At 65.9% G+C, this 12,601-nt stretch carries 12 protein-coding genes and 1 riboswitch; of the genes, 3 read left to right on the top strand and 9 right to left on the bottom strand.

Annotated features, from left to right (window positions below; genetic code table 11):
• Positions 1-91: 91 nt before the first annotated feature.
• The 4 genes from ahcY to ACFC4D_RS41905 form a co-directional block, all read right to left on the bottom strand.
• The gene (ahcY, locus tag ACFC4D_RS41920; RefSeq protein ID WP_375965806.1) at positions 92-1,567 is read right to left on the bottom strand and encodes an adenosylhomocysteinase; all 1,476 of its coding nucleotides are present in this window, start codon (positions 1,565-1,567) and stop codon (positions 92-94) included.
• 127 nt (positions 1,568-1,694) lie between these two features.
• Positions 1,695-2,858 (bottom strand): alkane 1-monooxygenase, encoded by a 1,164-nt coding sequence (locus tag ACFC4D_RS41915; protein WP_375965804.1) that lies wholly within the window; start codon positions 2,856-2,858, stop codon positions 1,695-1,697.
• Between the two features lie 191 nt (positions 2,859-3,049).
• Entirely contained in the window at positions 3,050-3,742 is a 693-nt protein-coding gene (locus tag ACFC4D_RS41910) for a response regulator (protein ID WP_376071969.1), read from the bottom strand.
• On the bottom strand, positions 3,739-5,409 hold the full coding sequence (locus tag ACFC4D_RS41905) for an ATP-binding protein (protein ID WP_376071966.1): 1,671 nt from the start codon (positions 5,407-5,409) through the stop codon (positions 3,739-3,741). Before ACFC4D_RS41905 ends, ACFC4D_RS41910 begins: the two co-directional genes overlap by 4 nt.
• Before the next feature lie 60 nt (positions 5,410-5,469).
• Between ACFC4D_RS41905 and ACFC4D_RS41900 the strand changes: the two genes are divergently transcribed.
• Positions 5,470-6,864, top strand: coding sequence for a cation:dicarboxylate symporter family transporter (locus ACFC4D_RS41900; RefSeq protein WP_376071963.1), 1,395 nt, complete (start codon positions 5,470-5,472; stop codon positions 6,862-6,864).
• A 102-nt stretch (positions 6,865-6,966) separates the two neighbouring features.
• Here ACFC4D_RS41900 and ACFC4D_RS41895 read toward each other — a convergent pair whose 3' ends face one another.
• The 4 genes from ACFC4D_RS41895 to cofD all read right to left on the bottom strand — a co-directional run bounded on the left by ACFC4D_RS41895 (position 6,967) and on the right by cofD (position 10,598).
• On the bottom strand, positions 6,967-7,419 hold the full coding sequence (locus tag ACFC4D_RS41895) for a 6,7-dimethyl-8-ribityllumazine synthase (protein WP_376071960.1): 453 nt from the start codon (positions 7,417-7,419) through the stop codon (positions 6,967-6,969).
• A gap of 80 nt (positions 7,420-7,499) precedes the next feature.
• A riboswitch (FMN riboswitch) is annotated at positions 7,500-7,667 on the bottom strand.
• Between the two features lie 92 nt (positions 7,668-7,759).
• Positions 7,760-8,278: an NUDIX hydrolase gene (locus ACFC4D_RS41890; RefSeq protein WP_376071957.1), complete on the bottom strand. Its 519-nt coding sequence runs from the start codon at positions 8,276-8,278 to the stop codon at positions 7,760-7,762.
• Complete coding sequence (locus tag ACFC4D_RS41885; protein ID WP_376071954.1) at positions 8,275-9,642, bottom strand: coenzyme F420-0:L-glutamate ligase; 1,368 nt, start codon at positions 9,640-9,642, stop codon at positions 8,275-8,277. The genes ACFC4D_RS41890 and ACFC4D_RS41885 overlap by 4 nt, the downstream gene beginning before the upstream one ends.
• Positions 9,639-10,598: a 2-phospho-L-lactate transferase gene (gene cofD / locus ACFC4D_RS41880; RefSeq protein ID WP_364640476.1), complete on the bottom strand. Its 960-nt coding sequence runs from the start codon at positions 10,596-10,598 to the stop codon at positions 9,639-9,641. The genes ACFC4D_RS41885 and cofD overlap by 4 nt, the downstream gene beginning before the upstream one ends.
• Before the next feature lie 632 nt (positions 10,599-11,230).
• On the opposite strand from cofD, the gene ACFC4D_RS41875 reads away from it, so the two are divergent.
• Positions 11,231-11,458: a WhiB family transcriptional regulator gene (locus ACFC4D_RS41875; RefSeq protein WP_033089244.1), complete on the top strand. Its 228-nt coding sequence runs from the start codon at positions 11,231-11,233 to the stop codon at positions 11,456-11,458.
• Positions 11,459-11,541: 83 nt separating this feature from the next.
• On the opposite strand, the gene ACFC4D_RS41870 is transcribed toward ACFC4D_RS41875, so the two are convergent.
• On the bottom strand, positions 11,542-12,024 hold the full coding sequence (locus ACFC4D_RS41870; RefSeq protein ID WP_375965792.1) for a metallopeptidase family protein: 483 nt from the start codon (positions 12,022-12,024) through the stop codon (positions 11,542-11,544).
• A gap of 182 nt (positions 12,025-12,206) precedes the next feature.
• On the opposite strand from ACFC4D_RS41870, the gene ACFC4D_RS41865 reads away from it, so the two are divergent.
• Positions 12,207-12,587 carry a DUF3499 domain-containing protein gene (locus ACFC4D_RS41865; RefSeq protein WP_375966452.1) on the top strand — a complete coding sequence of 127 codons (381 nt, stop codon included), beginning with the start codon at positions 12,207-12,209 and terminating at the stop codon, positions 12,585-12,587.
• Positions 12,588-12,601 lie beyond the last annotated feature (14 nt).

The raw sequence follows: 12,601 nt of genomic DNA, 5'->3' as shown, positions 1-12,601 counted from the left end.
TGAGCCCCCGCCCCCGGACCGAAAGTTATTGCAGGTCGGGCCGGTCGCTGGTGCGACCGGCCCGATCAGGTTGTGCTACAGGGTATTCGACTCAGTAGCGGTAGTGCTCGGGCTTGTAGGGGCCTTCGACGTCTACGCCGATGTATTCGGCCTGGTCCTTGGTGAGCTTGGTCAGCGTGCCGCCGAGAGCCTCGACGTGGATGCGGGCGACCTTTTCGTCGAGGTGCTTGGGGAGGCGGTAGACCTCGTTGTCGTATTCCTCGGGCTTGGTCCAGAGTTCGATCTGGGCGATCACCTGGTTGGAGAAGGAGTTCGACATGACGAAGGAGGGGTGGCCGGTGGCGTTGCCGAGGTTGAGCAGGCGGCCTTCGGACAGGACGATGATGGCGCGGCCGGTGTCCTGGAACGTCCACAGGTCGACCTGGGGCTTGATGTTGAGGCGGTGTGCGCCCGAACGCTCCAGGGCGGCCATATCGATTTCGTTGTCGAAGTGGCCGATATTGCCCAGGATGGCCTGGCCCTTCATCGCCTTCATGTGATCGAGGGTGATGATGTCCTTGTTGCCGGTCGAGGTGACCACGATGTCGGCGTCGGCGATGGCCTGCTCGACGGTGACCACGTCGAAGCCGTCCATCAGCGCCTGCAGCGCGTTGATCGGGTCGATCTCGGTGACCTGGACGCGCGCGCCCTGGCCCTTCAACGACTCCGCGCAGCCCTTGCCGACGTCGCCGTAACCGCAGATCAGCACCTTCTTGCCACCGATCAGAACGTCGGTGCCGCGGTTGATGCCGTCCACCAGCGAGTGCCGGGTGCCGTACTTGTTGTCGAACTTGGACTTGGTGACCGAGTCGTTGACGTTGATCGCCGGGAACGACAGCTCACCCGCGGCGGCGAACTGGTACAGCCGCAGCACGCCGGTGGTGGTCTCCTCGGTGACGCCCTTGACGCTGTCGGCGATCTTGCCCCACTTGCCCTTATCGGCTTCCAGGCTCGCGCGCAGCAGGTTCAGGAACACCTTGTATTCATCGGAGTGCGTCTCGTCCTCGGGCGGAACGACTCCGGCCTTCTCGAACTGCGCGCCGCGCAGCACCAGCATGGTGGCGTCGCCGCCGTCGTCGAGGATCATGTTGGCGGGCTCACCCGGCCAGGTGAGCATCTGCTCGGCGGCCCACCAGTACTCCTCGAGGCTCTCACCCTTCCACGCGAACACCGGGGTGCCCTTGGGCTCTTCCTCGGTGCCGTTGGGGCCCACCACGATCGCGGCGGCGGCGTGGTCCTGGGTGGAGAAGATATTGCAGGACGCCCAGCGGACCTCAGCGCCGAGCGCGACGAGGGTCTCGATCAGGACGGCGGTCTGCACGGTCATGTGCAGCGAGCCGGAGATGCGCGCGCCGCGCAGCGGCTGCACATCGTGGTACTCGCGACGCAGGGCCATCAGACCCGGCATCTCGTGCTCGGCGAGCCGAATCTCCTTGCGGCCGAACTCGGCCAGCGACAGATCCGCCACCTTGAAGTCGATCCCGTTGCGGACGTCGGCGGTCATCATGCTGCTCACTGCGGTCGTCATCTGCCTCTCCTGGTCGGCCTGCTTCCCCTGGCAAGGCTAGTCGGTGCCCTGGGCGGGCGACACAACGACGGCAGGGTCACCGCCTCGAGGGGAGGTGACCCTGCCGTAGCCGGGGGTTATGCGCGATTCAGGCCGCGGCCGCCATATCGCCGCCGTGCTGGGCGAGGATGCGTTCGCGTTTGCGCGGCTGGATATTGGCCTGCCCGATATCCCCGCCGTAGTGCGCGAGTAATCGCGCGTCCATGACATAGCGCCACAGCGGCGGGAACATGGCGAGCAGGATCATGGTGGCGTATCCGGCCGGTAGTTGCGGGGCCTCATCGGAGGTCCGCAAAGTCTGGTACCGCCGACCGGGATTCGCGTGGTGATCACTGTGCCGCTGCAGATGGAACAGGAAGATATTGGTGACCAGGCGGTCGCTGTTCCAGCTGTCCCGTGGCGAGCAGCGCGCCCAGTTGCCATTGGGTCGCCGTCGCCGCAGCAACCCGTAATGCTCGACGTAATTGACCGTCTCCAGCAGTGCGATGCCGATGACCGCCTGCAACAGCAGATACGGCAGGATGCGCGGCCCGAACACCGCGAGCAGCACACCGAACAGCACCACCGTCATGGACCACGCCTGCAACACGTGGTTCTGAACACTCCACCAGCCCTTGCCTTTTCGCCGCAGCCGCGCGCGTTCCAGCGTGATGGCGGACCGGAATCCGCCGATCACGCTGCGCGGCAGGAACTCCCACAGCGTCTCCCCCATGCGCGCGCTGGCCGGATCGTCCGGTGTGGCGACGCGCACATGATGCCCGCGGTTGTGTTCGACGAAGAAATGCCCGTACGCCGACTGCGCCAGCGCCAGTTTCGACAGCCAGCGCTCCAGCTTCTCCACCCGGTGCCCGAGTTCGTGCGCGGCATTGATGCCGATACCGCTGACGAAGCCGAGCGTGGCGGCGAGCCCGAGTTTGTCGATGACGGACAGATCGTCGCCCGCCCACATCACGGCCGCGATGACCAGGCCGACCAGTTGCACAGGCAGGAACAGATAGGTGCACCACCGGTAGTACCGGTCATTGCTGAGTAGTTCGTAATCCTCGTCGCGCGGATTGGTGCCGTCTTCCCCTACGACCCAATCCAGCACGGGTATGACAATCAGAACGATGATCGGTCCGATCCACCAGAACACCTCGGCTTTGGTGTGCAGCACCAGCTGTGAAGGCAACAAAGCACTCGCAGGGGCGATGAGCCCCAACACCCACAGGTGTCGTTTAGGGTCCGGCGAACCCGACCGTTTGCCGACCATTTGCACGTTTGCCCCGCTAATTAGATACCTCAGAACTTCGCAGGTAGATATGTACAGACTCTATCCCCGTTACAACACTGATTGGCCGCCAAAGGTGGCAACCGTTACACCATGGGCAGACCCCAGTCGGGCAACTGACCATGTGAGCGCAGTCACCGCACATCACAGGCAAACCGGTGGTGAACCGGAGCTCAGTGCAACCACACGTAGCGAACCTGTGGCCGCCCGGTGCGACCGTAGTCTGTTCGCCGCTCCACCACGCCGTCTTCGGCGAGACGTTCCAGGTATCGCCACGCGGTAACCCGCGAAACGCCGACGACTCGCCCAGCCTCACCCGCGGACACCCCCGAAGGCGCCGCGCGCACCGCCTTCGACACCTCCTCCATCGTCTGCGGCGCAATACCTTTCGGCGAGGTAGTCCGCTGATCCGGTGTGCGCAGCACCCCGAAGGCGCGGTCGATCTCCTGCTGCGAGATCGCGGCCTCGCCCGCGGGCAGCGCCGCGCGATAGTCGAGATAGCGCTCGAGCTTCTCCCGGAACGCCGAAAAGGTAAACGGTTTAAGGAGATACAGCACCACCCCGTGCGCGACGGCGGCGCGCACCATGGCGAGATCACGCGCGGAGGTGACCGCGATGACGTCGGGACGCGGCCGCAGCCCCGCCAGCGCCGCCGCGACGGCCAGACCGCTCATATCCGGTAAACCGATATCCATCAGGACGAGGTCTATCGAATCGTCACCGCGCTGTGACCTTCCGGCGGCGGCGATGGCATCGCGTCCGGTGTGCGCGACCCCGGCAACCCGAAAACCGGGCAGTCGCTCCACATATGACTTATGCGCCTGCGCGATAGCCGGATCATCTTCCACGATAAGGACATTGATCATCGCCGACCGCTTCCATCGGCACTCCCGGATTCATTCGGGGGCGACTCGGGCAGCGAAAACCGTACTATGACAGCGGATTCCGGCTCCCGCCAGGCACGCAATTCCCCACCGTGCCTGGCCACCAAACGCCGTACCAGCGCCAATCCCAAACCGTGGTGGTCGGTTTTCGTGGAATAGCCACGCTCGGTCGCGCGGCTGAACAATTCCTCCGACATGCCCGGCCCGCTATCGGCAACCCGCACATACAGTTCGGTCTCATCCCGGCGTACGGTCACCTCCACCCAGGCGTCCTCGTCGCGGCCGACCGCGTCCAGCGCGTTGTCGACGAGATTGCCCAGCAGCGTGACCATTTCGTGCGCGGTGAGCGGTTCGGTGGAGTCCAGCAGGGTGTCACCGGTGACCGTCAACTCCACCCCGTACTCGGCGGCCTGCTCCACCTTGCCCAGCAGCAGCGCCACCACGGCCGGTTCGGCGACCGCACCGGCCAGTCGGTCGATGAGCGCCTGTGACAGTTCGAGTTCCGCCGTCGCGAACACCACCGCCTCCTTGGCCCGGCCCAATTCGACCATGGTCACCACCGCGTGCAATCGGTTCGCGGCCTCGTGCGCCTGGGCGCGCAGCGCGTCGGCGAAACCGCGCACCGAATTCAATTCCCCCATCACATCCCGCAATTCGGTGTGGTCGCGGAGAGTGAGCACGGTGCCCGCGCGCCGCCCGTTCTGCTCCACCACATCCTGATTCACCACCAGCACCCGATCGGCGGTCACATGCATCTCATCGCGCACCACCCCGGATCCCAACCGTTGCAATGAGATCGGCAGATCCGTGCGGGCAACCGCACCGGGCGGTAGTTCGAGCAGGCGACGGGCCTCGTCGTTCACCACCTCCGCGCGTTCCCCGCTCCTGTCGAACACCAGCAGGCCCTCATGTATCGAATGCAACACGGCGTCGTGGTGGTCGTAGAGTGCTCGCAGCTCGCCGGGGGCCAGGCCGACGGTTTGCCGTAACAGCCTGCGCCGCAACAGCAGTGCGCTCAATGTCGCCAGCAGCAGTCCGGCCGCGGCGACGATCAGGATCATCGGCAGCTGTTCGCGCACCTGCGCGCCGATATGGGTGCGGGTGACCCCGGCCGATACCAGCGCCACGATCCGGCCGTCCGCGTCGCGCACCGGGGTGACCGCGCGAATGGACGGACCCAAAGTGCCCGCGAACGTCTCGGTGAAGGTCTCCCCCGCCAGCGCGCGATCGATGGTGCCGCTGAACGGTTTTCCGATCCGCTCGGGATCGGTATGGGTGTACCGGGTGCGATCCGGGGCCATCACCACGATGAAATCGACCTCGGTCCGCGTGCGGATGGCCTCGGTGACCGGTTGCAGCAGCACCGTCGGATCCGGAGTCCGCACGGCCGCCAGCGTGGCCGGGGACTGCGCCACCGCCACCGCGATATCGGTGACCCGATCGCGCGTGGCGTCATCCTGCGCCCGCCGGGTCTGCAACACCACCAGCGCGGTCGCGACCCCGATGACCACGGCCAGCACCAGCAGCTGCACCACGAACACCTGCCCGGCGACCGTGCGCCCGCGCCTGGGCTCCGTTCTTCGACCGATCACTGCGCCTCCGTGAACAAAACTTACGAAACAGTGACCCGCGTCACTGTCCGGGGACATCATTCTTCACGCAGCGGCGTGAGCGGGCTCACACCCGCGGAAGATGGGGACCGAACAGTAATGAGTACGACGACACCGAACGACACCGGCGGGACGCCGGGCAACGCGACACCGAACACCGCGCCCAAGCGCGATCGGACGCACTGGCTGTACCTGGCCGTCATAGTGGCCGTGCTGGCGGGCATCCTGGTCGGCTGGCTGGCACCGGGATTCGGCAAGCAGGTCGGCGAACTCGGCACGCTGTTCGTGAACCTGATCAAGATGATGATCTCGCCGGTCATCTTCTGCACCATCGTGCTCGGCATCGGGTCGGTGCGGGCGGCCGCGAAGGTCGGCAAGGTCGGCGGTATGGCCCTCGGATACTTCCTGATCATGTCGACGGTGGCCTTGGCGATCGGCCTGGTGGTCGGCAATCTGCTGCATCCGGGCAGCGGGCTCGATATCGCCGGGCACGCCAAGGAAACCGCCAAATACGTGAAGGACGCGCAGGGCGCGGGCGGCACCTGGGACTTCCTCAAGGACATCGTCCCCACCACGCTGGTGTCGTCGCTGACCGCCGGCAAGGTGCTGCAGACCCTGTTCGTGGCACTGCTGGTCGGCTTCGGCATCCAGGCCATGGGAGCCACCGGCGAACCGCTGCTGCGCGGTATCGGACTGGTGCAGAAACTGGTCTTCCGGATTCTCACCATGATCCTGTGGCTGGCTCCCCTCGGCGCGTTCGGCGCGATCGCGAATGTGGTGGCGCGCACCGGATTGGACGCGGTGAAGGAGCTCGCGCTGCTCATGGTGGCGTTCTATCTCACCTGCGCCGTCTTCGTGTTCGGCGTGCTGGGCGTACTGCTGCGGGCGGCGGCCGGGGTGTCCATCTTCAAGCTGGTGCGCTACCTGGCCCGCGAATACCTGTTGATCGTGGCAACGTCCTCCTCGGAGTCCGCGCTGCCGCGATTGATCGCCAAGATGGAGCATCTGGGCGTGGAGCGCACCACCGTGGGTGTCGTTGTGCCGACCGGGTATTCGTTCAATCTGGACGGCACCGCCATCTACCTGACCATGGCCACGCTGTTCGTCGCCGACGCCATGCACAAACCGCTGTCCTGGACCGAACAGCTCGGACTGCTGGTGTTCATGATCGTGGCGTCCAAGGGCGCGGCCGGGGTCACCGGCGCGGGCCTGGCCACCCTGGCGGGCGGTTTGCAGAGCCATCGCCCGGAACTGCTGGACGGCGTCGGCCTGATCGTCGGCATCGACCGGTTCATGTCGGAAGCTCGTGCGGTGACCAACTTCTCGGGCAACGCGGTCGCCACGGTGCTCATCGGCACCTGGACCAACACCATCGAACCGGCGCGGGTGCGGGCGGTACTGGATCGGCAGCTGCCGTTCGACGAGACCACCATGGTGGACGATCATCCCGCCACCGCCGCACCGTCTTTGGAGAAGAGCCCGGTTCCGGTCTAGCTGCCCGCGTACGCGACCGGAACCATATCCGCTGCGGCGCAATGCCGTACCGCCGCAGCGCGGCAGTCCCGCACCCCCACCGGGGTGCGGGACTGCGTCGTATCAGCTGAGCACGGCGTCCAGTGCGAGCGTGGACGCGATGGCGTTCGCCAATTCCGCGCCCTTCACGGTGAAATGCCGTGAATAGTAGGTCAAATGCTCGTCGTGCTCATGGAAATGATGCGGGGTGAGCACCGCCGAGAACACCGGTACATCGGTGTCCAGCTGCACCCGCATGAGCGCGTCCACCACGGTCGAGGCCACGAAATCGTGCCGGTAGATACCGCCGTCGACGACCAGCGCGCACGCCGCGACCGCGACATAGCGCCCGCTCTTGGCCAAACGCTGTGCCTGCAAAGGGATTTCGAAAGCGCCGGGCACCTCGATCACATCGATCTCGGTGTAGCCGCGATCGGCGAGCCCGATGCGGGCGGCCTCGACGGCATTGTCCACGATCTCCGAATGCCAGCGTGCGGCGATGATCGCGACCCGAGCGGAATCGGTAATGGGTGACATGAGTGTTCTCCTGTTCGCGTTGTCACCCAGGGCATGACGACGCGAACTCACCCGGCCGGGCTGCGGCCGGGTAGGAACCGTCGCGTTCTCTTTCCTCCGGACTGTGACCGTCGGCTCCGGGCTCACACCGGAATCTGCTGACCCGCGCGATTCTCGCGAATCGCGCGGCGCTCGCGGGCTCGTGCGCACCGGATAGGCCGGACGCCATGACCGCCGGTGGGGATTTCCACCCCGCCCTGAGAACGTCTTACGAATCCGGACTCTATGCGGTCCCCCGGCCGGAATCAACGCGAGGGGCCGCTGAGTGAGCCACCGGACAGGCGGCCGGATCGACCGCCGTTCAGTGCAGTAGTACGTCGGAGTCGGCGGGCAGTGCGTGCACCGGCCACCAGCGCAGATCGTCGGATTCCGAACTGCGCACGGGCACAGCGCCTTCCGGGGCCTTGATCTTGAACAGCAGATCCAGGTGGCGGGTCGGCACGCCCAGTGAGCATTTGATCGGATGCGCCTGCGCGCCGTACAACCCGGGCTCCAGGGTCAGCCCCGCGATCCCGGATTCCTCGGTGGCCTCCCGGAACGCGGCGGCCGCGACCGTATCGTCCGATTCCTCGCAATGCCCGCCCAGCTGAATCCACCGCCCGACCCGGGGATGCAGCGTCAGCAGCACCTCGGACTCGTCATGCGAGAGCACGATCGCCGAGGCGGTGATATGCCCCGCCGCGTGCTCGCGCAGGCACCCGCGCGGCGCGGAACCCAGGAACGCCAGCATCGCCTCCCGCAGCGACTGCTCCGAACCCGTTGCCGGAGACCACGTTTCGAGCAACTCCACGGCGGACTTGTGCAACGACTCCGCGCTCACAGTTCGACCAGCCCCATACCCGGCTCACGGGGATCACGCGGCGCGAGCTCTTCGAGCGGGTAGCCAATCGCGATGGCCCCCAGGGGATTCCAGTCCGGGGCCAGACCGAGCACCTCGCGGGTGATCTCCGGGGCGAAGATGGTGGAGCCGATCCAGCAGCTGCCGATGCCCTTGGTGGCGAGCGAGACCAGCAGGCCCTGCACGGCCGCGCCGACCGCCACGTTGAACATGGTCGCCTCATTGGCGCGGCGGCGCTCATCCGGATAGTCGTGCGCGCCGTCGGGAACGCAGAACGGGATGATCACCTCGGGGGCGTCGAACAGGATGCGGCCCCGGGAAACTCGGCGTTCGGCGCGCTCATCGGAGAGGCCGTCACCCTTCAGATCCGCGTGCCATTTCTCGGCCATCGCTTCCAGGAGCTGATTGCGCAGTCCGCGCTTGCGGACCCACACGAATCGCACCGGGCGGGTGTGATGCGGAGCCGGAGCCGTGAGCGCCTCACCGACGGCGGCGCGGATCAACTCGGGTTCGACCGGGGTGTCGGCGAATTGGCGCACCGAACGGCGCATGAGCAGTGCCTGACCGCGACCGAGGTCGATGGCTTCCTCGGTGCCGAGCCAGAACAGATCCTCGACCCCGCGCCGCAGCAGATCCGCCGCCGTCGATCCGTCGTCCACATAGTCCAGTCCGCGCACCACCGCGATCGGGACGCCGCCGAGCTTGCCCTTCACCAGATCCGCCGCGGCGGCCAGTTCATCGGCGATGGCGACGAGGGTGACGTGCAGTTCATTACCCTGCCCGTCGATCGCGCCGTCGTAGTCGTGCATGACGCGCAGCCCGGAAGATCCGATGGCAGCGTCGATTTGGCCGTTTCGCCAGGCTCGTCCCATGGTGTCGGTGATGACCACCGCGACCTGAATGCCGAGCCGTTCGGCCAGCGCGGTGCGCAATGCCTTGGCGCTGGCGTCCGGATCGACCGGCAGCAGCACCAGTTCGTTCCGCTCCACATTGGAGCCGTCGATACCCGAGGCGGCCTGCACGATGCCGAGCTTGTTCTCGGTGATGAGCGTGCGGTTCTTGCGCGCGACCACGCGCACCGCCTCCTGCTGCACGAGTTCGCGTCGCGCGGCATCGCGTTCGTCCGGATCGGTGGGCGCGGCCACGATGCGCCCCTCCACCTTGGAGATGATTTTGCTGGTCACCACCAGCACATCCCCGTCCCGCAGCCAACTCGCCTGCGCCGCAATATGTTCGGCGATGTCATCGCCGGGCCGGAATTCCGGCAGCCCCTCGATCGGCAGGATGGTCAGCGCACCACCGGACGCGTGGTCCCCGAATTCGGGCAATCCCGTTGTCTCACTCATGGTTTCACCCCGGCGATATCGAGGGCCTGGCGCACCATCTCCGCGGTGGCGGCCGGATCGGTCATGAGCAGGGGCACCGCGCGCACCTCCACGCCGGGGACGTCGGCGGTATCGGTGTCGTGGATGAGCCAGCCGTCGAGGATGCCGGTGCCGGTGCGCGCGCCGTAGTAGTTGCCGACCGCCTCGGCGGTGGTTTCCACGCCGATCACCGAGAGGCATTCATCGGCCATGCCGCGCAATGGTTTTCCGTCCACCACGGGTGAGAGGCCGATGACCTTGGCATCGGTGGTGCGCAGCGCGCCGCGGATTCCGGGGACCGCGAGGATGGATCCGACGCTCACCACGGGGTTCGAAGGGGCCAGCAGAATGACGTCTGCGGACTCTATGATTTCCGTCACACCGGGGGCCGGTTTTGCTTGATCCGCCCCAATAGTCACGAATCCATGGGTCTCTACGTTTGCCCGATAGCGGACCCACCACTCCTGGAAATGGATCGCGCGACGTTCGCCAGGGTTCTCCGGGTCACCGATAACAACGTGCGTTTCGGACCGATCGTCGGTTGCGGGAAGCAGTCGCACACCCGGTTCCCAGCGTTTGCACAGCGCCTCGGTCACCGCCGATAGCGGATACCCCTGGCGCAGCATTTCGGTGCGAATGAGATGGGTGGCGATATCGCGATCACCCAGTCCGAACCAATCGGGCTGAGCGTTGTATTTCGCCAGCTCCTCCTTGGCGTTCCAGGTCTCGTTCGCATGGCCCCAGCCGCGTTCCGGATCGATGCCGCCACCCAGCGTGTACATGCAGGTGTCCAGGTCAGGGCAGATGCGCAGGCCGTGCATCCAGACGTCATCGCCGACATTGACGATGGCAGTCACCTCGGCCCCGGGGACCAGCTCTCGCACGCCCATCAGGAACCGCGCGCCGCCCACTCCGCCGACCAATACCGCGATGCGCAGACCGGTTCCGGGTGCGGTGTCCGCTTGTTCTCGAGTCACATCCGCACAGCCTAAGCGTTTCGGGCCGGAAGAACCTTCACGGGATATTTGCTGTGAATTTGCTGTTTGATCTGCGGGAACCTTGCCGAACGGGGTCGCGGATGGTAACGGAATAGCTTCGGCGGCTTGACCACCGCCACGCCCGGCGTGTCTAATCACAGGCATGTCATTCCGGGTCCGCGCGAGAGCTCAAGGCGCGGACAGCATTTCGAACACGCGTTCGCATCATTGGAATGGCGAACAGCTCGGGGATGGCCGCGGGACTACGTCGCGGTGTTGGGCCGTCGGTGGGATCGGTTCCGGCGGATTAATCATTCTGCGCTAACACACAGTGAGGAGGCGGAGCGATGGCCGATGAGCTGGCCCCGTCAGAAATTCCAGGCGGTGTATCGCAAACCGATTCCACAGCTGGCGCAGCACCTGGCTTCTGCGCCGATGCTTGGAACGGAATCGAGGGGGGTGAACCGATGACGACGCGGCCGGGGGGCGGCCAATGGGCGAGAGCGCAATATCAGCCCGAACCGCCGCGCCTGAGCTTGATCGTCACGGGCAATGATGAAGCGTTCGACAGTTTTTCCCGCGGTGGTCGTCAGATGACCGAAGCGGAGCAGTGGCAGGAACGGGCGCTGTGCGCCCAGACCGATCCGGAGGCGTTCTTCCCCGAGAAGGGCGGTTCCACCCGCGAGGCCAAGCGCATCTGCTTGGGCTGCGAAGTTCGCGATGAATGCCTGGAATACGCCCTCGCCAATGATGAGCGGTTCGGCATCTGGGGCGGGCTTTCCGAGCGCGAGCGTCGTCGCTTGAAGCGCGGAATCATCTAAGTCGACCTTGCTGCGTACCCAGCGCAGCAAGTTTCAAACGCACTGGGCGGCAGCTGATTTCAGTGCCGCCGTGCGTCCCGGAGTTACTCTCCGGGTTCGGGGTCGATCACATCCGGGTCGACCCCGAGGTAGGTCGCGATCTGCTGGACGAGAACTTCGCGCAGCAGGTCCACCAGGTCGTCAGGGTCGCCCGCGCGTAGTTCCAAGGGTTTGCGGAACAAGACAACTCGGGCGCGGGTCGCCTGACCGTATCGGTCCACCCCTGCCGGGATGAGGCGCGACAGGGGTACCGGTCCGTCGGCGACGACCTCATCCGGCCAGGTCACCGAATCCGGGTGCAGGGGACGAATTTTCGGCACATCATCGACCGCGATATCGAGTTTGGTCAGCTGGTCGTGCCAGCGACTCTCCAGGGGCGCGAACGCCTCCAGGACGAGCCGATCGAATTGCTGCCCGCGCGTGCGCCGCGCCGGAACCGTCGGCGGCAACATCGGCCCGCGCACACCCCGCCCGCGGCGGATCACCGAGCGCGCGGTCGGCGCCGGTCGTTTACGTGAACGGGTCATAACACTGAATCTAACCGCAATCCACCCTCGAGTTGGATTCGCCTCGGCGTCGCTCGCGCAACACCCGGCGAACCGGACATCGACCGGCCGAACCGGACATCTGCTCGAGTGAGGCCGACCTCATTGAGCGTGTCTATCCCCCTCGGCGCGCCCGGAGGGTTACCCTGCATGGCGTGATTCCCATGCGTCGTTGCTGCCGTCCAGGCTGCAAGAATCCGGCCGTTGCGACGCTGACCTATGTGTACTCGGACTCGATGGCAGTGGTCGGACCACTGGTCACCGTCGCCGAACCGCACTCCTGGGACCTCTGCGAGACACATGCCTCCCGCATCACCGCCCCCAAGGGCTGGGAACTGGTCAAGCATGAGGGCGGGTTCTCCTCCGGCACACCCGACGACGACGATCTGACCGCGCTGGCCGAGGCCGTGCGCGAAGCCGGATTGCGCCGCCGCACACCGGAACCCGACCCGCGCGGCTACACCGATTACCCGCCCGCCCAGCAGCGCCCGAATCGCACCGGCAGACGCGGGCATCTACGGGTACTCCCGGACCCGCCCAACTGAGCATCGAAGCTTCG

Source organism: Nocardia sp. NPDC056000, from assembly GCF_042269265.1.
Classification (GTDB): Bacteria; Actinomycetota; Actinomycetes; order Mycobacteriales; family Mycobacteriaceae; genus Nocardia.
The sequence above is the reverse complement of the archived record's forward strand: the minus strand, read 5'-3'. Positions and strand labels throughout refer to the sequence as shown.